This window comes from Mycobacterium sp. NGS61 (genome assembly GCF_059812325.1).
Genome location: NZ_JCALCL010000003.1, coordinates 80,803 through 99,805, shown reverse-complemented (window position 1 = coordinate 99,805; position 19,003 = coordinate 80,803). Strand labels below are relative to the sequence as shown.

Below are 19,003 nucleotides of genomic sequence, written 5' to 3'. Positions count from 1 at the left end.
CCAGCTGACAGGCCGTAAGCAAAGGAGCTGCCGGGATGAGCGGATACCCATTAGCGGGCCGGGTCGCGTACGTGACTGGCGCCGCGCGCGGCCAGGGCCGGTCGCACTGTGTGCGCCTCGCCCGGGCCGGTGCAGACATCGTCGCCCTCGATGCGTGTTCCCCGGTGGCCGAGCACAACGGGTATCCCCCGGCCAGCCCGGAGGATCTCGCTGAGACCGTGGGCCTGGTCGAAGGCGAAGGCCGCAAGATCCTGGCCGAAGAAGTCGACGTCCGTGATCTGGCAGGCCAGCAACGCCTGGTGTCCAAGGCGATCGAGCAGTTCGGCCGGCTCGACATCGTGGTGGCCAATGCGGCGGTGCTCAATTGGGGCCGGCTGTGGGAGATCTCGGCTCAGCAGTGGCAGGACATTATCGACATCAACCTGACCGGCCTGTGGAATACCATCAAATCAGTTGTGCCGCCGATGATCTCAGCGGGAAATGGCGGATCAATCATTACCATCAGCTCGGCGGCCGGGATCAAGGCCGTGCCCGGTTGCGGGCATTATTGCGCCAGCAAGTTCGGCGTGGTCGGTCTGACCAATTCGCTGGCCGTCGAACTCGGCGAGTTCGGTATCCGGGTCAACTCGGTGCACCCGTACGGCACCGATACTCCGATGGGCAACGACCTGTCGATGTATCAGCTGTTCCAGGACCATCCGACCTTCATCCACAGCTTCTCGCCGGGCGCGTTGCCGACGGATGCGCTGGCCGACCCGAACCTGGTGTCCGACATCGTGGTCTGGCTGGCCGGTGACGCCTCGTCGCTGGTCACCGCAGCGCAGATTCCCGCCGAGAAGGGCTATCTGAAGATCTGAGCTTTGGCTCCCCGGCGACGCTGAATCGCTGTTCGCAGTCCGCGGCGGCGCCCCGTCCGATGATCGGTGGCGCCGAAGCCGGGCTCCAGATCGTCGAACATCCGCTCGCTGCGGGTTTCCGGAGCGTCGTCGGCGGTGTCGCGTAGGTACTCGTCCGGCAACGACAATTTGGCGATGGTACGCCACGTCTTGGCGTACTGCATCGCGAATGGTCCTGTGGTGTAAGGCAAGTCGTACTTGTCGCACAATGCGCGCACTCGGATCGACACCTCATGCAACCGGTTGCTCGGCAAGTCGGGGAACAGGTGGTGCTCGATCTGGTGGCACAGGTTGCCGCTGAGCAGACGCAGCAGCGGCCCGGCTTCGAAATTGGCACTGCCCAGCATCTGGCGCAGATACCATTCGCCCCTGGTCTCGCCCACCATGTCGGTTTTCGCGAACTTCTCTGCGCCGTCGGGAAAATGGCCGCAGAAGATCACCGCGTTGGCCCAGACGTTGCGGATGACGTTGGCCACCGCGTTGGCTTTCAGCGTCGATGCGTACGTCGCACGCGGCGACAACGATGTGACCGCGGGGAACGCAACGTAGTCCTTGACCAGCTGCCTGAACGCTTTGGTGGTGAACTCGCGGGTCTGCTGCCAGGTGGTGTCGCGTTCCGGGCCGGACCGCAAGAGCTTCTCCACATCGACGGTCTGCAAGCCGATTCCCCACTCGAACGCGATCGATAGCAGCACATTGAACAGGATGTTGCCCAGGTGGTAGCGCTGCCACGGTTGGTCGCGGGTGACCCGGAGGACGAAGTAACCGACGTCGTCGTCCATGCCGAGGATGTTGGTGAACTTGTGGTGCTGGAAGTTGTGGGCGGCGACCCAGTGTTTGGAGGCCGCGCTCATGTCCCATTCCCACGTGGTGGAGTGGATCTCGGGATCGTTCATCCAGTTCCACTGGCCGTGCATGACGTTGTGGCCCAGTTCCATGTTCTCGATGATCTTGGCCAGACCAAGCGTCACCGTTCCGGCCCACCATCCAGCGCGTTTCGCGCTGGCGGCCAGCAGCACCCGGCCGGCGACTTCCAGTGCGCGCTGGGCGGCAATGGTACGGCGGATGTAGCGGGCGTCGCGCGCGCCCAGGGAGTCTTCGACGTCTTGGCGGATGGAGTCGAGTTCGACCGACAGGTTCTCGATGTCGGCATCGGTCAAGTGGGCGAAGGCCGGCACATCCGTAATCGCCATGGTTTGTCCCCCTGTGCTGAGTAGACATCTCCGCCGCACTGCTGGCGGGTGTCTGATCGACGACCGAGCCCCCCGCTCGATCGCTGACTTTCTTATCGCCATCCCACCGGCCGGCGAATCAACGCGTCACGCCTTGATGATGGCTCGTGCTGATGCCCCAGGTTAGTAGAAGATCTGGGATTCCTGCGCATGCCGGGCCCCGGTGGTGGGTGTCGCACGGCCCGCGCGGCATGACGACTCGGTTAACAGTCCCGCGCAATCGGGTGTGATTGTGGCCTAACGCGGTAAACCTGTTGGCCGTGAGCGTCAAATCCACCGACCGTTGGTCGAGCCGGGGGCGTGCGGCACCCCGCGGCACCCGAGCAGCGGTCTTCTTCGCTTTGGTAGTCGCGATGATCGGTGGTGTCGGGGTCGTTGCCACACAGGTGACGCGCCACCCGGATAGGACGCCCGTGCACACCGCGACCCCGGCGACGACCTTCGCCATTCCCGGCTGTTACAGCCGCACGGTCCCGCCGGACGAACGGCCGGGCAAGCTCAAGATCGTGGGGTGCGCCAGCGTCGCCGTCGCACTGCAGGACGTCGTGTGGAGTTCCTGGGGGTCCCAGGGTGCCGACGGGACCGGCGTGGCCGTCTTCAAGATCTGCGATCCCAATTGCGCCGCCGGCTACCAGGTCACCCATGAGGTCGTCGTGCATGCGTGGAACCCGCAGCCGCCGCGGGCGAACTCCGGTTGCCGCGAGGGCCTCAAGATATTCGCGGATCTGATTCTGGCCTTCGGTAAGGGTGTTCCCCCGCCAGCGGTACAGCAGATGAACGCCCAGTACAACGGAATGCCCGCGGCGCACTATACGAACTACCCCTCCGGTACCGCTGACCGGCAGTTCATCGGCTACACGTTTTGCTCGTAGGCGCCTGACCGGGCAAGCTTCCTGAGCGTCGATAGCGCGCTTCCACCTCAGCGTGGAAATTTCTGCGCAAGTGGGTAGGTAAACACGAATCGGCGGCGCAGGCACATTGCAGCGACGCCTGTCGAGGAGGGCGCATGACGTACGGGCCGAGCGCAAGCAGGATCGGGTGACGCAAGAAGTCGTGGCTGAGCGTTCGGTCGCTCAGCACGCGGCCGATTCAGCGGCTGCGCCGACGCCCACGCCCACCGCGAGCAACCGATGGCTGAAAGCGGTCCTGGCTTCCGATATTGCGATCGCATTCATTGTGGCGCTGGGGTGGCAAACGTTCGCCACGCTGCTCGGCGCCCTGCTGCTCCCGGATAGGACTGGCTTCCTCGAGCACATCATGAAGTGGGATGCGGTCTGGTATCTGAATATCCTCCACGAGCATTACACCCAGAATCCGATGTCGCCCGCTTTCTATCCGCTGTTCCCTTCGATCGTCGGCGCCCTGTCGGCCGTCACGTTTCACAGCATTCCGTATCCTCAGCTCTGTTTGCTGGTCAATACTGTTGCTCTCGGCTTCGCCATTGCGGCGCTGCTGACCATCTGCCGCGAATTCGGGTTGACGAAATACCGCTTCGTCAGTGTGGTGATGTTCCTCGCGGCACCGGCCGCGATCTTCATGCACCAGTTCTATACCGAGGCTGTCTTTGTCGCACTCGCATTCTGGGCGTATGCCTTTGCACTGCAACGACGCTGGCTCCCGATGGCGGTCATGCTGGCATTTCTGACGGCAACGCGGCTGCCGTCGCTCCTCTTTGTCGGGCTGTGCGGACTGGAATACCTTCGCGCCTACCGGTGGCGTGTCCGCGCGGCGATCAATCGCAACCTTGCCTACTTTCTGCTGGCACCTGCAGGATTTCTACTGTACGGCTTTTATTTGCTGGATGTGCGCCGAGACTTTTTCGCCATGTTCAGTGCCTACAAGACGGACAAATCGTGGAATTACCTGACGTTCGAACCGAACGTCGTCTTTACCCTCTACCGGAACTTCCGGGAAGCCGGCAAAGCTGTCTTCGGCCCGCGCGGTTTCGACAATGACATCACCGTGAATTTCGCCATTCCCCTGTTGTGTCTCACCGTGCTCTTCGCCTGCTCCATCTACCTGTTATGGGGGTACCGGGGCAAGGGCATTCCGCTCGGTATTTTCGGCCTGTGCTCGATCGTCTTCTTTTCGATCAACAGCAGTTTGGTGGCCGTCCACCGCTATGCGCTGCCATGTTTGAGTATTTACCTTGTCCTGGCTTTGATATACGCGAAGTACCGACCAGCGCGGGTGGTGGTAGTGACCATCGCGCTGGCCATGCTCGTCGCGCAGGCCACGATCATCCACTACCTGTACGTGACGAAGGATTTCGTCGGGTGAGCTAGACGCGGCCATTCGAGGGTATTCCGCTTTTGAATGCACTGTCGCGCATCTGGAGGGAGCCACCATGTCCATGAATGTCGCCCAGAAACTGATTGATTCGCACCTAGAAGACGGCGAGATGACACCGGGCGAAGAGATCGCGATCCATATCGACCAGACATTGACCCAGGATGCAACCGGCACGCTGGTGATGCAGGAACTCGAAGCACTCAAACTCGACCGGGCGCAGACCGATGTGAGCGTGCAGTATGTCGATCACAACCTGCTGCAGGGCGACGAGAAGAACGCCGAGGATCACGAGTACCTGCGCACCGCAGCCCAGCGGTTCGGGCTGTGGTTCTCCAAACCGGGCAACGGCGTTTCGCATCCCACGCACATGCAGCGCTTCGGCATCCCCGGCAAGACCATGGTGGGGTCGGACTCGCACACCCCGGCCGCCGGATCGTTGGGCATGCTTGCGATCGGCGTCGGCGGACTCGAGGTGGCGCTAGCCATCAGCGGACGACCGCTGCATATCCGCATGCCCGAGGTGTGGGGCATCCGGTTGGAGGGCGAACTTCCGCAGTGGTGCTCGGCCAAGGACGTGATCCTGGAGATGCTGCGCCGACATGACGTCAAGGGTGGGGTGAATCGGATCATCGAGTACTACGGTCCGGGGTTGGCGAACCTGACTGCGATGGACCGGCACGTGATCGCGAACATGGGGGCCGAGCTCGGTGCGACGACGACGGTGTTCCCCAGTGACGACGCCGTCAAGGCGTTCCTGCGCGCCGAGGGACGCGAAGACGACTGGGTCGAGTTGCTGGCCGACGACGGGGCGGAGTACGACGTCGAGGACACCATCGATTTGTCCGAGATCGAGCCGCTGATCGCAAAGCCGTCCTCGCCCGGCAATGTGGTGCCGGTGCGGGAGGTGGCCGGCGAGGAGATTGCACAGGCGGTGATCGGGTCCAGCGCCAACCCGGGGTTGCGCGATTTCGCGATCGCGGCGGCGATGGTCGCTGGGCGCCAAACCGCCCCGGAGGTCAGCTTCGACATCAACCCGACGTCCCGAGAGATCCTGGCGGACCTGACGAAGATGGGCGCGACGCTGGAACTCGTCATGGGCGGCGCCCGCATCCACCAGGCCGGCTGCATGGGGTGCATTGGCATGGGCCAGGCGCCGGCGGTGGGTCGCAACTCATTGCGCACCATGCCGCGCAACTTCCCGGGCCGGTCGGGCACGAAGGAAGACGCGGTCTGGTTGTGCTCGCCGGAAACCGCTGCGGCGTCGGCGTTGACGGGACGGATCACTGATCCGCGGGACTGGGCTGCTGATGTCGGCATGGACTACCCGAAACTTGATCTGCCCGAAGAGAATTCGGTGAATACCGCCATGCTCGTACCCCCATTGGATCCCGACGAGGCGGCCAAGGTGGAGCCGGTGAAGGGACCGAACATCTCCAGCCTGCCGGAACTGTCGCCCTTGCCCGACGAGGTGGAGGCGCCGGTGCTACTGAAAGTCGGGGACAACATCTCGACAGATGAGATCTCCCCGGCCGGCGTGCAGGCGCTGCCCTACCGCTCCAACATCCCGAAGCTGGCGGAGTTCAGTTTCATGCGGGTCGACGACTCCTACCCGAAGCGGGCGCAGGAGGCTGAGGAGACAGGGCACATCATCGTGGCCGGCGAGAATTACGGGCAGGGCTCGTCTCGCGAGCATGCCGCGATCGCACCGCGCTATCTGGGGCTGCGGGTGGTGATCGCCAAGTCGTTCGCGCGCATCCACTGGCAAAACCTGGCCAACTACGGGATTTTGGCACTCGAGTTCGACGATCCGGATGACTACGACGCTGTCGACCAGGACGACAAACTGCGCATCGAGGGGCTCGATCAGCTGGAGAAAGAGGAGTCTTTCGAGGTCTCGATCGTCGATAGAGACTCGACTTTTACTGTGCGACACCGACTTTCACCGCGCCAGGTGAAAGATGTGTTGGCCGGTGGGTTGATTCCGCGGATTGCGGAAGAGGAGAAGTAGGGGCCGGGCGAACCGGAGGACGACAACGCAGCGATCCGCTAGGGTCCATATTCGGGCCTAGACAGCAAATCTGAAGGAGCTTTGGATGCGGAGCCAATCTCTGGTCATCGGCGCGTTGATCGCAGTGTGCCTTTCTCTCGTATCTCCCGCTACCGCGAAGGCGGACCAGCAGTGCCCGGAAGCCGGGACCGGAGAACCCGCAGCGGCAGACTCCCAGCCTTTCCCCGTCCCGGCCCCGTATTCCGGCAACATCCTGGGACCCAACACTCTGCCCACCGGGCCGGTGAAGCGACTGCTGGTCGGTTACCAACGACTCGGCACGCCGCCGCTGGAACCCAAAGCTTTTCTGGACAAGTACTACGACCAAACCAACGGGTGGAAATGGCCGACCAACTTCGGGTTCGCCGGTGAAGCTAAGCCGTTCACCATGAAGAAGGGTCACTTGTTCGACCGGTTCGGGAAACCCGACGAAGCGAACTTCCTCGCCAACGAGAAGCACACCCCGTTCGCGTCTCGGGGTTTGCCGCCGCAATCCCTCAACACTTACAAGGGCTCCCCCGAAGCCAACTATCACGTTTACTGCGTCGTGAAAGAGCTGACGGTCCAGTACGGGAAAATCAAAGACTTCGCCGGCCAGCCGGGCGGTGGCTACCAGTACTTTCTCGGCAACACCAGGGTGAAAGACCTGTTGGCCGCCGGCCAGCTCATCGAGGTGCCGCCGAAGTACGGGCTCGACGGCTAACCCAAGCCGCTCACCCGACTGCAGTGAGTTGCAGATGCTGCGTCACGCGCGGCGGCCTACCACCCGACCCGCAGATCGGGGTGGCGATGCCTGAGTCGTCTTTGCCTTCCAGGGTGATCGGATCCCAGGTGGCGTAGCTGACGTACACGTCGGGAACCCGCGATCCGCCCGGACAGAACGCGTCCGAATGCCAGACCAGTGTCCACTGACCGTTGACCATGCGCGCGTTGCCGAAGGCTGGGGCGCCGGGTGTGTTGGCGACCGACGCGCACCCTTCCCCGCACGGGGTGAAATACCAATCGCTCGTGGTGATCTCACCCGAATCCGAAATCACGGTCGACAGGTAGTGTCCGCTCATTACGGGTGCCGCCCACGCGGTTCCGGCGGACCCGACGGTCCCCCACCCGGCAAGCAGGGCGAGTGTGACGATGCCTCGTGAGATTGACATGACGCCGAGTCCTCCCTGATGACGTGTGAGCTCCTCAATTTGCTATAGCACAGTGACGGAGTAAATGGAGTTGCCCGTTGCGTGCAGTCTTGCCCGCTCGCGTGGCGCCGCGATGAATGTGGTCCTGCGGTGCAGTCTGATCTGCATGGGCAAACTCATCTATGGCTTCAACGTGTCGGTGGACGGGTACATCGCCGACGCGCAGGGCAACATCGACTGGTCTGCACCAAGCGACGAACTGCACCAGTACTGGAACGACTTCGAGCGGGAGACCGCCCTGTCGTTCTACGGGCGGCGACTCTACGAACTGATGTCCGCGTACTGGCCGACCGCCGACCAGGACCCGGACGCCACCCCATTCATCGTCGACTACGCCCGCACCTGGCGCGATATGCCCAAGGTCGTGTTTTCGCGCACCCTGGAGTCCGTCGACTGGAACTCCCGGCTGGAACGCGGCGACCCGGTCGAGGTGGTGCGCAAGCTGAAGGCCGACACCGACGGCACCCTGGAGGTGGCCGGCGCGACGCTGGCCGCACCGATCGTTGCGGCCGGACTGGTGGATGAATACCGGCTGGTGGTGGCGCCCACCGCGGTGGGCGGCGGCATCCCGTTCTTCCCGACACTGCCGTCGTGGATCTCGTTGCGGCTGTTGGAGAATCGCACCTTTCCGGGTGGCACGGTCCTGCTGCGGTACGCAGCGAAACACGACTGATGTGCTGGCCGGAAGGCCCGCGGCGTTAGGCTCCAACAGCAGCGTTGCCGACTCGGTGACGTGTGTTCGTGCCCAGTTGGCGCGTGACCGTGGACGTCTTGAAAGGGCACACCGATGTGCGGAATCTTCGCTGCGATGACGCGCCGCGGCCTTGCGACCGAGCGGCGTGACGCCGCGCTCAAGCTGTTGGAGCACCGCGGGCCCGATGGCTGTGGCACCTGGACCTCGCGCGACGGGCAGTGGACGCTCGGACACACACGGTTGTCAATCATCGGTCTGCACAACGGGACTCAGCCGATGACAAGCCCGGATGGCGTGGTGCACCTGGTCGTCAACGGTGAGTTCTACGGTTACCGCGAGATTCGCGAGCGCCTTCGTGCCAACGGGTATTCGTTCTCCACCGCCAGCGACAGCGAGATCGCGCTGCACCTCTACGCCGAGCAGGGTATCCAGGCGGCGACGCAGCTGCGCGGCGAGTTCGCGGTGATCATCGCTGACGAACGGCAGCGCGCCATGTATGCGATCCGGGATCGGTTCGGCGTCAAACCGCTTTACTACGCGGCGGTGGACGGCGACGTGTACTTCGCGTCGGAGATCAAGGCGTTGCTGGCGTTGGGCGTGCCGGCCCGATGGGACCTCGAGGGTGCTACCGGAGGGTTCGGCAGATCCCACGAGAAGACCGAGTTCGCCGGAATCAGCACCGTGCCGCCGGGGTGTTATGCGATTGCGCGAGATGGCGTTGTCCGCATCTATGCGTACTGGGATTGGGAGATCCCGACGGCTGATCAGATGCGCGCAGACACACGAAGTGAAGCAGAGGTCGTCGCCGACTTCCGTCACGCGCTGCAGGACGCGGTGCGGGAGCGGCTGGTCGCCGATGTCGAGGTCGCGTCGTATCTCAGCGGTGGCATCGACTCGTGTGCCGTCCTGGGGCTGGCGCAGCAGGAACTGAACCGGCCCATTCGCGCGTTCACCCTCACCTTCGAGAATCCGCTTTACGACGAGGCCCGGGTCGCCGAAGAACAGGCCAAGCGGGTCGGTGCGACGTATCACCCGATTCCGATCACCGGGCGTGAGATCGCCGAGTCCTTCGCGGATGCGATCTGGCATGCCGAGACGCAGATGTTCAACGGCCACGGCGTGGCCAAGTATCTGCTGAGCCGTGCCGTCCGGGCCGCCGGCATCAAGGTGGTGTTCACCGGTGAGGGCGCCGACGAGATGCTGGGCGGGTATCCCTACTACCGCGTCGATGCGCTGAACGACGACAAGACATTGCGCGCCGACCAGAGATTGAAACTCCTCGATGAGATGCTCGGCGCCAATGCTGCAACGCGTGCGCTGATGATGCCCGAACAGGTGAGCAGCCCCGAGATGCAGGCGGTGGAGCGCAGACTCGGCTGGCTGCCGGCAACGCTGAATGTCGGTGCGGCGCAGACCAATAGCGTGGCGCCATTATTGCGCGACGACCTGCCGGACTGGGTCCGGGCGTACCAGCCGCTGGTGTCGTCGCTGGATCGGTTGCCGATTGCACAGCGCGTCACTGCACGCGATCACCTGAATCAGGTGCTGTACATCAACGCCAAAACGGTCCTGCCGAACTTCATCCTGAATTACCTGGCCGATCGGATGGAGATGGCGCACTCCATCGAAGGGCGGGTGCCGTTCCTGGACCACCGTGTCGCCGAGGCCGCGGCCCGCGTGCCAGTCAGCATGAAAATCAAGGGAATTCGCGAAAAGCATGTGCTGCGCGAAGCGGCGAAAGACGTGCTGATACCCGAGGTGTACGACCGACAGAAGCATCCGTTCACCACGCCGCCGACGCGCGACCCGAACGACCCGATGCTCGCTTTCTACCGGGATACTTTTGCTTCGAAAGCGGCGAAAGACCAGCCGATCTACGACATGAACAGAGTTTCCACGGCGCTCGATCAATTGCTCGAGTCGCCCGACGATCAGCGGATCGCAGTAGAAGGCGGCCTGCAGCGGGTGGCGAGCGTGATCGTGATGCAGCAGCTGTTTTCGATGACGTAAATCGCGTCTGTTGTCCGGGACCTACAGCTTGCTGGCCGTTCCCCACTCGCCGACTGAGCCGCCTCCCCCGGTTCCGGGCATGCCACCAGAGCCTGCGGAGGCTTTTGCCAGCGTGGTCGCCATGGCGTCGCCGCCCTCTCCGCCGCTACCTCCGTGACCAGGATTGCCCGTACCGCCGTAGCCGCCGTGGCCGCCGGTGGCGGTGCCGCTTCCCCAGTTCAAGGCGTAAGCGGCGTCGCCGCCGCGGCCGCCGGTAGGGCCGGTTCCACCCATGCCGCCGGCACCGCCGATCGCATAACCGCTTCCCCCGCCTGGGCCATAGTCGTAACCCATGAGCGAGCCGGGTCCCCCGTCACCGCCGTCTCCGCCGACGGTGGTCCCGGTGCCGCCCATCCCGCCTTGGCCGCCGACGGCGTTTCCGGATCCGCTGCCGGCCCGGATGTACGCGCTGCCTCCGTTGCCGCCGTCTCCGCCAACTCCGGCGATGCCGGTGCCACCTTTGCCGCCGATACCGCCGGTGATGTCGGTGCTATTCGTGCCGCTCGCTTCGGCCGAGACACTGCCGCCGTCGCCGCCGCGGCCACCGTTGGCACCCATGCCTCCGTCACCGCCGAGGCCGCCGGTGCCACCGTAGATGGAGCCACTGCCGCCGTTGCCGCCGCGGCCGCCGTCGCCCAGTTGTCCCGCGGCGCCGTCGTGGCCGAGCAGGGACAGGTGGGCGCCGCCGGGTCCGCCCATACCTCCGGTGCCGCCGTTGCCCCCGGTGCCCCCGGCAACCCCGGCGTTCGGGGCCGTGGCGCCGTAGCCTCCCCAGCCACCGGCACCTCCGGTGCCACCGGCACCGCCGTTGCCCCACAGCAATCCGCCGGTGCCGCCGGCCCCGCCCCGGCCACCGGTGCCGCCGATGCCTCCGTTGCGCGTGACGGTGTCGGCGCCCTGGATTCCGGTCGACCCGATTCCACCGGCCCCTCCGCGGCCGCCGTCGCCGAACAACCCGGCATCGCCGCCTCGCCCGCCGGTGCCAGCACCGGCAACTCCTGAGCCGCCGGCGCCGCCATTGCCGACCAACAATCCGCCTGCGCCACCGTTCTGACCGGTCCCGGCCGCGCCGTCGGCGCCGTTACCGATCAGCGGACGGCCCAGCAAAGCGTTGGTGGGCGCGTTGATCACGTTCAGCACGCCCTGCGCAAGGGCTTCCAGCGGGTTTACGCTGGCCGCCTCGGCCGCAGCGTAGGCAGTTCCTGCCCCGGACAGAGCGGCCGCGAACTGATCGTGGAATGTCGACAACCGGGCGCTGAGCGCCTGATACTCCTGCCCATAATCGGAGAACATGGCGGCGATTGCGGCGGAGACCTCGTCCCCGGCCGCACTGAGGACGGTGCTGGTCGAGACCGCCGCGGACGCATTCGCGGTTTGCAGAGACGATCCGATGCGCGCCATGTCCGCGGCCGCCGAGCCCACCCAATCCAGCACAGCAAATACGTACGACACTGCTGTTCTCCTACCGCGTATCGGCCCGGGACGGTGTCCGGGGTTACTTCGCCGACCTGGACGACGTCGAGATTTCGACCGTATCCAGGGGAATCGCGGTGGGATTGAGTAGTTGGCTACCTCAGTTTGTTCGAGCGGGACTGAGGTGCTGCGGGTGCGAGGTGGGTCGTCAAGCAAGCATCGGGTCGATCGCCGACCGGGGCACCAACACCTGCACCGCGTCGGGCAGCAGGGTGCCCTGGTCGAAGAAGAAGATCACCCCTTCGTTGACCACCGCGAAATTCTGGTAGTTGGCGGGGTCGTTCAACGCGGCTTGTGAGATCGGCAATGCCGGCGCCGGTGCGGTCGTGGCCGGTTGTCCCGGTTGCGCGGGCGGTGCGGGCGGTGCTTGCTGCTTCTGCAGTTCCGCTTGGACGACGGGCGCTACGACCCTCAGCGGATCGTCGACCCGCCACAACGGCGTATTTTTCTTGTCGTCCGGCTTGGCCGTGTAGAGGATTTCCTTGCGATAGGTCTGGTCGTAATTGAACGCCTTGAACGTGGTCCGCGGTTGTGCGCCCACGTTTTGGTACACCTTGAACACCACAGCCTGCGTGCCGCGCGGCGGAATTGCCGAGCTGTATTCCGACGGCTTGATCTTCAGCTCGGCGGGTTGGCCTTGGGGCGCGCCTTTGGCCGCGTTAATGAACGTCTCGCGGGTCTGGGAGATGTAGTCAGCAATCGGCTGCTGGTTGGGGTAATCGAGCGGGATGCTGATGTCGACGGTGTACGCGGGGTCGGTGACCTGGATCTCACACGAGCTGCCGGTGCTGTTGCCCTTGAGGTCGGCGCAGTAATCCTTTGGTGCGGCTACCGCGAGGGCAGGAGAACTGAAGATGGTGCCAGCCGTGACGAGTACGGCGACGTTGAACAGGCGCATATGTGAATCCCTCCGAGCAAACGCGGCAGCGCGCCGCGCATGCGACGTTAGCGTGAAGTGCTTGTGGGAGGTAAATCCGCCGGGGTTTGCGCTGGTTGGCGACGTGCGGGTGGAAGCTCGGGCGGGGCGTGCGGGTGGCGGCCCCGACATTTGTGCAGCGGGATCAGCTTGGTTGTCTTCGGGCAATGCGGATCTAGGTGCAATGCAGTCCACAGCGTGTCGCCCCTGGTTGCGCGAAGATTTTGCCGTTGACTTCGCGGATTCCAACCTGTCCCGCTGACGCGCCAGGCCAGGGGCGCGGACAGCTGCACCCCCGCCGTACTTGCCCACCGTTCCCGCCCTATCGGTTGACCGCGCCTTCTTCCCCGCGAGCCGAGTTCCGCTCTTTGCCCATGGGTCACGTCACCGAAAAAATGGGCCATTCCTCGGTGACAATACTGAGCTATAAAGTTGCCGAGTGAACATCAACGAGCTCCTTGTCGGTGTAGTGATAGCCCCCGTCCGGGCCGGCGTCAAAGTGGCCGACGCGGGACTCGCCGCTGCGACCATGGCGCTCGGGGCCGTGAAGCAATCGATGGGCGAGGACGGCCCGAAATCGGTAGACCCGATTACCGATCTACTACCAATACGCGGCGCACTCGTAGGCGCGAACCGAGTCGCCGAATTCACCGAAAAAGATAGGGCGATGGGGCGCGCTCTGGTCCGCGGCGGGCCGGCGGACAAGCTGATGCGTCCCGGGGGGGTGGTCGATTTGTTGACCGCGCCCGGCGGGTTACTCGATCGGACATCTGTCGGAGGTAGCGCCTCGCTGGAGCGGATCCTCGCGCCTGGCGGGCTCGTAGAACGGCTGCTCGCAGAGGACGGACCGATAGAGCGCATGCTCGCCGAGGACGGCATCATCGAGCGGATGTTTGCCGAGGACGGCATCGTCGACAAGCTGCTCGCCAAGAACGGACCGCTTGAACAACTCACCGAAGCCGCTGAAATCCTGAGCCGGCTACAGCCCGCCATGGATAGGATGACGCCCACCGCGGACACCCTTGAGTCTGCCGTCGATACCCTCAACAGGATGGTCAACTCGCTCAGTGGCATCACCGAGCGCATTCCCAGGCGGCGGTCGACGCGGCCGCCGGTGCGTTCCAAGCCCACCGTCGAGCAGGCTGCCCTCGAGGAGTGAGCTGACCGGCTTGGACAGGACGAGCAGATAACCGGAATCGGACAAACATCACGACCTCGGCCATACTCCGTCCCTTCATACGAAGGAGTGTGAGGGATCAGCCGAAACAACTGTCGAGCATCCGCCGAAATACTGTCACTTGGCACCCGAAGCAACAACGCACCGAACATCGCAGGTCAACCACAGTGTGGGGCGGGTGGGGCTCGAACCCACGACCAACGGATTATGAGTCGCTTTTCAACGGCGCTGTGACCTGCGCAAATGGAAAGCCGCGAGCCACCAAATTGGCTGCTAGACGGTGTTTTAGGTGTCGCCCGGTACGGGTCGAGTACGAGCGCGGTACGGCTACAAATCGCCCCCAGTCGCCGGGGTGAGGCCGGGGTAGACCGCCGAGACTAAGGCTCGTTGCGACTGCCAACGGTGCCAAAACCGTGAGGACCCTGTCGGGGGTAGGACCTACACTGGTAACCCGAACGTTTGTGCTATCGGCCCAGGGAAAGGAACGCATCGACATGGCGGCCAACCGCAAGGCGACGGTGCAGTCACCCGATGGACCAAACCCTGTAGGCGCGCCGCGCCTTCATCGCTTAATAGATGCTTCGAGCAGTCGGCAGTTTACGAACGGCCTCTACGACGATGCCGTTTTCAACGCTTTCAAGGCCGTCGAAGACCGCGTAAAGCGGCTATCGGGCAAGTCGGAAATCGGTAAGCGGTTAATGACCTATGTGTTCAACGAAAATGCGCCAACGCTCGACGTTACCTCGCCCAACGCCGACAAAGATCAAAAGGCGGACGAGCGAGAGGGATACAAATTCTTGTTCATGGGCGCGGCGCAAGGACTTCGAAATCCGCGGGGGCACGGGGGTCATCTCGACACTCCGGAGGACGAAGCCGCTGAGATGCTCGCCGTTGCGAGCCTGCTGATGCGAGTCCTGGATCGGGCAGAGGAACAACTAGTCCTTCAACCCTCCGAGCCGGACGATAGCGGGGAGTGGGATGAGGATGGCGGTGGTGGTGATGGCAAGCCAGGTTCCCTCGATCTAATCGCGGCGACCGAAGACGGGTTACCGGAGCTGAATGCGACGATCAACGCGATGGCAGTCTGCCTCGAACAGTTCGGAGAAATCACCGATTCGTATGCACCGAAGGTTGCTGCCGCTGGAAATTTGCCGACCATGTCTGCACGCTTAGCAGTCGTGCAAACGTTCGCAAATGAGCTCAAGCCTCCAGCACAGAAGTTCCGAAAGTTGGCGGCGGACTACGTTGGTCAGGTGGTTGACCTGAACGGCGGGATTGATGCGCTCATTAACCTGCAACCTTACGAGGACATGTCGATAGACGGTCAGAAAGAGTTTCTAATACTGGCCGAGGCGATCCGGGAGATGCGCGACGCAAGCATCGGAGCGGTCGGCGCGGCAACCACGATGAGTCAAGAATTCCAGGACCTGGCAAAACTCAGCAGGGCTTTAAAGACGCCATCTGCAGACCTTCGAGAGGGGGTCCGGCAGATGCAGAGCGTCCAGCACTACTATGACGAATGGGTCGAAGGTTTCAGGGAAATTGGTGTGTTGGGTGACAATTCGGCCTAGTTCGCCTGCCGACCAAATAACGGCACCACGTTCCTCGGTAGGTCGGCTTGCGTTGCCGGGGCGGTTGGTTCGGGGAGCGGATTAATTGCACCGCCGTCAGTCTCGGGGATGAAGTCGCCGTAGACATCCAACGTGAGCGTGAAAGTGCTGTGTCCCAACCACTTCGACGCCTGCATAAAGTGAACGCCCGCCGACAACCACAGGGTCGCCGCCGTGTGCCGGAGGTCGTGCACACGGATGCCGAGCACGGCAGGGTTATCGGCTGTTGCGGGGTGACTCGCAGGCAGCCCTACCGCCTCCAGGGCAGGCCGGAACAGGTTCTTGTAGAAGGCTCCGGTGTCGACCGACTCCGAGTAGTCGAGCGGAGCGACCGCACGGCAACCCCGCCTGCGTGCCCCGCCGAGTGCGCGGTTGGGCCATAGTGGCGCGGTCGGCTCGTCGGCACGTTCGTGGTCGTCCGCCAGGTAGTCGGCCATCCGGCCCGCCAACCATCCTGGCAGCGGTACCGTGCGAGCGCTGGTCGCGCTCTTGAGCTTGTCTTCGACCCACTGGCCGCCTGAGCGCTTCTTGGAACGGCGCACGCAGATTTCGGCGCTGGCGCCGTTGATGCCTGGCTTCAACACCAAGTCCCGTATTTCGCAGCCCGCCAGTTCCTCAGCGCGCAGTCCCGTGTACGCGGCGAACAACGTGAACAACTCGTACACCGGGTATCGCTCCCCGATGCTCTTCGCCACGGCTGCAACCTGTTCCGCCGTCAGCGGGTGATGCCGCTTGTTTCGCCGTGCGGCGCTCTTGCCCCTGAAGTCCACACCCTCAATGGGATTTGACACCAACGCGTGCCTACGGCGGGCGTAGGCGAACACATGGCTGAACACTGACCAGTGGTGCTTAAGCGTCGCCGGGCTCATCCCCCGCGCAACCAACTCCGCGAGGTACGTTTCACAGTCGGTGGTCGTGATCGACGCGATGGGCCGCGCACCGAACGCCGGTAGCGCGTACACCGCCAGTCGCCGCCCGTAGCCGTCCACCGTCTCAGCACGCAGCTTGTCGCTGGCAGCGGCCTTGGTCCGCTGCGATGCTAGCCACGCAGCAGCGTAGTAGCCGAAGGTCTCCTTGCCGGCCTTTCGTTGGTCGCCCAGCGTCGCCGTACCCGTCGTATGCTTCGCGTTGTTGAGTTCGTCGCGGCGAGCTTCCGCCGTCTCTCGGGTCGGGTAGCTCTCCTGCCGTGACCGCATCTTGCCCGTGGGCAGGCCTGTAGTTGCGTCCGTTGCTGGTTCGCGCCAGACCACCTCGTACCGCTTTACCGGCTTGCCCTTGCGCTTCTGCTTCGTGTCGTAGCTGCGTATGTACGCCATGTCATGACTCCTGTTCGGGTGGTTGAGTTTTGGCGCGCGCGTGGTTGAGGCCGCGGACAATTTGACTGATGGCGTTCTTGCTGACGCTATAGATGTAGGCCAGGTCCGCCTGGGTCCACCGGCCCGTCGCATAGTCCGCGCGGATCGCGTCGGCGTCGGCGTCGGTGAGCCGGTTGGCGTACTTGCTTTTCGCCGCCGGTTCCGAGGTTGCCGCTGGCGCGCTCGCGAGTTGCGCGGGCTTTACCGCCGCCGTGTACCGAGGCCGGGGCAGCACGTCGCTCGCGGCGATGTAGGGCCTGCCGTCGGGCGCACGGCGCACGAGTGGCCGCCGCTGAAAGGTCATGCGGTCTCCGCCAATTCGTCACGCCGGAAGTAGGCCGTGTGGCAGCGTGCGCCCGGGTGGCCTTCGCAGAACCGCACCACGTACACGAGCCCGTCGCGGTCGCCCGTGACCCGCTGGACCGTGCCGACCTCGCCGGTATAGGGCGGATCGTTTGGCTTCGTGATGAGCACGCGCGTCTGTGGGTGAAGGGTCACGATGCGTCCTCCAGCTCCCGCCGCGTCTCGCGGGCGAGGATGTCGCGGACTGTCGTCTGGTGCCAACGGATGCCGCCGCGTGGGGTGGGCACGCCTGCCTCAGTGAGACGGCGCGCGATTGCATAGGCGCTCAACAACTCTCGCGTATGCATTATGGCGATTCGCTCGGCCAACTTCGCATCCACGGCTACTGGCCGACCAATGGCCTTGCCGCTTTTGGTGCCCTGTCTGCGGGCCTTGGCGAGCCCTTCTTTGGTGCGGGCACTGATCTTTCGTTTCTCTTCGGCGGCGACCGCAATCCGCACATCGGCGGTGAGTCGCTGGTCGTGGTTCCCGCTGTCCGCGCCTTCGCAGTCGAGCAACCGCCAACCATTCTGCTCGGCGCGCTTGAACAGCTTGGCCCCGTCCAACTGGTCGCGGGTCGCCCGGTCCAACGCGCGGACCAGGAGTGCGTCGGCGATGCCCGCTTCCAAGGCGGCGATGGCAGTTGCCCTGCCGTACATGCGATCTGATGCGCCGCCGCTCACGACATCGCTCGTAATCGTCAACAGCTCATAGCCTCGCACTGAGCAAAACTGTTGGAGCGCTTGGGTTTGCGCACCCAGCCCGTGCCCATTCTCGCCCTGCTTGGCGGTGCTGACCCGCACGTAGCCAATCACCCGCAGCGCCTTGCCCGTTTCGGTCACGGGCTCCCTCCTGTTCATTCGGTAATCGTCGAACCGGTCGGTTCGGCGTTTACGCTACGCCAGCTAGCACACTTCGTCTGCCTGTGTGACAACGGTTTTGGGTTATCTGGCTAATGCCCGCGCCGTATCGGCACGACCTTGGCGCGCCGGTTGGTGTCGTTTATATCAGCGTTCGCTTCCTCTAGGGTCACGAGCGCGGTGCTAGATGGGCCGGTAGGGTGCGCGGACGCCGGGGGCGGGCTCCCGGCCCCGCCGGCACCCTCGCATGTGCCGTCGTCCACCGGAGCGGCCCGCGCGGGGTCGTCGGCGGGGTCGACCACCTCGGCGTCGAGGATGCCTATGTCGTCGGCGGGGGCCAGTGCCGCCGGGGCGAGCGGCAACGGCTCCCCGCGCTTCATCGCGTCGTGCTGCGCCTTGGTCAGGCGAGCGACCTCGACGGTGGAGTGTTCGATAACGTCTTCCCAAGGTTGGCGCTGTTTTGGGCCAAGTTCCAATGTTGTAGTGGGTCTGCCGAGAACGCGGTCGATCAGACTGTTGCTCGCTTGCAGCCGAACCTGTTCGCTCTCAGCAGCATCCGCCAATCGCTGGACGTTAGAGCGGTTGTGGTTGGCGGCGAGGGCCATGTTCTCGCGCGCTTTCGCGATCACCTGTGGAGCCGAGCCGCCGTGGTATCGGCAAACGACTCCGCCGCGTATCGCCCATCGTCGGCACTGCTCGCCCGATTTCTTATGCGCAACGCACCGCCTCGTCGGATCGCCCCGCTTCCAGGGCCGTTCGATAGGTTCGCTGTTCGTAGGGTCGGTCATGTTGTCTCCTTTGCAATTTCATCGTTGTCCCGGCCGCCAACTCGCCTCTGGTGGCGCTGGTAACCCGGCCCGTGGGTTTCGT

At 64.0% G+C, this 19,003-nt stretch carries 18 protein-coding genes; 9 read left to right on the top strand and 9 right to left on the bottom strand.

Going from position 1 to position 19,003, the window contains the following annotated elements; all coding sequences use genetic code 11:
- The first annotated feature begins 35 nt into the window (after positions 1-35).
- Positions 36-857 carry a mycofactocin-coupled SDR family oxidoreductase gene (locus AC5Y3Z_RS08080; RefSeq protein WP_463824690.1) on the top strand — a complete coding sequence of 274 codons (822 nt, stop codon included), beginning with the start codon at positions 36-38 and terminating at the stop codon, positions 855-857.
- Here AC5Y3Z_RS08080 and AC5Y3Z_RS08075 read toward each other — a convergent pair.
- The gene (locus tag AC5Y3Z_RS08075) at positions 842-2,089 is read right to left on the bottom strand and encodes a fatty acid desaturase family protein (protein WP_463824691.1); all 1,248 of its coding nucleotides are present in this window, start codon (positions 2,087-2,089) and stop codon (positions 842-844) included. The genes AC5Y3Z_RS08080 and AC5Y3Z_RS08075 overlap by 16 nt on opposite strands.
- A gap of 392 nt (positions 2,090-2,481) precedes the next feature.
- On the opposite strand from AC5Y3Z_RS08075, the gene AC5Y3Z_RS08070 reads away from it, so the two are divergent.
- From AC5Y3Z_RS08070 to AC5Y3Z_RS08055, 4 genes are all read left to right on the top strand, one after another.
- Complete coding sequence (locus tag AC5Y3Z_RS08070; protein WP_463824931.1) at positions 2,482-3,000, top strand: hypothetical protein; 519 nt, start codon at positions 2,482-2,484, stop codon at positions 2,998-3,000.
- 166 nt (positions 3,001-3,166) lie between these two features.
- Positions 3,167-4,408, top strand: a complete 1,242-nt coding sequence (locus AC5Y3Z_RS08065) for a putative hexosyltransferase (RefSeq protein WP_463824692.1) — start codon at positions 3,167-3,169, stop codon at positions 4,406-4,408.
- Positions 4,409-4,475: 67 nt separating this feature from the next.
- Entirely contained in the window at positions 4,476-6,428 is a 1,953-nt protein-coding gene (locus tag AC5Y3Z_RS08060; protein WP_463824693.1) for an aconitate hydratase, read from the top strand.
- Positions 6,429-6,513: 85 nt separating this feature from the next.
- A complete protein-coding gene (locus AC5Y3Z_RS08055) occupies positions 6,514-7,170 on the top strand; it encodes a TNT domain-containing protein (protein WP_463824694.1) in 657 nt (218 codons plus the stop codon).
- Positions 7,171-7,180: 10 nt separating this feature from the next.
- Here AC5Y3Z_RS08055 and AC5Y3Z_RS08050 read toward each other — a convergent pair whose 3' ends face one another.
- On the bottom strand, positions 7,181-7,618 hold the full coding sequence (locus tag AC5Y3Z_RS08050) for a hypothetical protein (protein ID WP_463824695.1): 438 nt from the start codon (positions 7,616-7,618) through the stop codon (positions 7,181-7,183).
- Between the two features lie 145 nt (positions 7,619-7,763).
- Between AC5Y3Z_RS08050 and AC5Y3Z_RS08045 the strand changes: the two genes are divergently transcribed.
- Together AC5Y3Z_RS08045 and asnB are read left to right on the top strand one after the other, a co-directional pair.
- A complete protein-coding gene (locus AC5Y3Z_RS08045) occupies positions 7,764-8,330 on the top strand; it encodes a dihydrofolate reductase family protein (protein WP_463824696.1) in 567 nt (188 codons plus the stop codon).
- Positions 8,331-8,444: 114 nt separating this feature from the next.
- Positions 8,445-10,361, top strand: a complete 1,917-nt coding sequence (gene asnB / locus AC5Y3Z_RS08040) for an asparagine synthase (glutamine-hydrolyzing) (protein WP_463824697.1) — start codon at positions 8,445-8,447, stop codon at positions 10,359-10,361.
- A 21-nt stretch (positions 10,362-10,382) separates the two neighbouring features.
- On the opposite strand, the gene AC5Y3Z_RS08035 is transcribed toward asnB, so the two are convergent.
- Positions 10,383-11,852 carry a PE family protein gene (locus AC5Y3Z_RS08035; protein WP_463824698.1) on the bottom strand — a complete coding sequence of 490 codons (1,470 nt, stop codon included), beginning with the start codon at positions 11,850-11,852 and terminating at the stop codon, positions 10,383-10,385.
- Between the two features lie 169 nt (positions 11,853-12,021).
- Entirely contained in the window at positions 12,022-12,771 is a 750-nt protein-coding gene (locus AC5Y3Z_RS08030; RefSeq protein ID WP_463824932.1) for an esterase, read from the bottom strand.
- 457 nt (positions 12,772-13,228) lie between these two features.
- Here AC5Y3Z_RS08030 and AC5Y3Z_RS08025 point away from each other — a divergent pair, with 457 nt between their 5' ends.
- Together AC5Y3Z_RS08025 and AC5Y3Z_RS08020 are read left to right on the top strand one after the other, a co-directional pair.
- Positions 13,229-13,948: a hypothetical protein gene (locus tag AC5Y3Z_RS08025; protein ID WP_463824699.1), complete on the top strand. Its 720-nt coding sequence runs from the start codon at positions 13,229-13,231 to the stop codon at positions 13,946-13,948.
- A 512-nt stretch (positions 13,949-14,460) separates the two neighbouring features.
- A complete protein-coding gene (locus tag AC5Y3Z_RS08020) occupies positions 14,461-15,537 on the top strand; it encodes a TIGR02391 family protein (RefSeq protein ID WP_463824700.1) in 1,077 nt (358 codons plus the stop codon).
- Here AC5Y3Z_RS08020 and AC5Y3Z_RS08015 read toward each other — a convergent pair.
- The 5 genes from AC5Y3Z_RS08015 to AC5Y3Z_RS07995 form a co-directional block, all read right to left on the bottom strand.
- The gene (locus AC5Y3Z_RS08015) at positions 15,534-16,892 is read right to left on the bottom strand and encodes a tyrosine-type recombinase/integrase (protein ID WP_473139515.1); all 1,359 of its coding nucleotides are present in this window, start codon (positions 16,890-16,892) and stop codon (positions 15,534-15,536) included. The two genes, AC5Y3Z_RS08020 and AC5Y3Z_RS08015, sit on opposite strands and share 4 nt — an antisense overlap.
- 1 nt (position 16,893) lies before the next feature.
- On the bottom strand, positions 16,894-17,235 hold the full coding sequence (locus tag AC5Y3Z_RS08010) for a hypothetical protein (RefSeq protein WP_463824702.1): 342 nt from the start codon (positions 17,233-17,235) through the stop codon (positions 16,894-16,896).
- The gene (locus tag AC5Y3Z_RS08005) at positions 17,232-17,429 is read right to left on the bottom strand and encodes a hypothetical protein (protein WP_463824703.1); all 198 of its coding nucleotides are present in this window, start codon (positions 17,427-17,429) and stop codon (positions 17,232-17,234) included. The genes AC5Y3Z_RS08010 and AC5Y3Z_RS08005 overlap by 4 nt, the downstream gene beginning before the upstream one ends.
- Entirely contained in the window at positions 17,426-18,115 is a 690-nt protein-coding gene (locus tag AC5Y3Z_RS08000) for a recombinase family protein (protein ID WP_463824704.1), read from the bottom strand. The genes AC5Y3Z_RS08005 and AC5Y3Z_RS08000 overlap by 4 nt, the downstream gene beginning before the upstream one ends.
- Before the next feature lie 110 nt (positions 18,116-18,225).
- Positions 18,226-18,762: a hypothetical protein gene (locus AC5Y3Z_RS07995; protein WP_463824705.1), complete on the bottom strand. Its 537-nt coding sequence runs from the start codon at positions 18,760-18,762 to the stop codon at positions 18,226-18,228.
- Positions 18,763-19,003 lie beyond the last annotated feature (241 nt).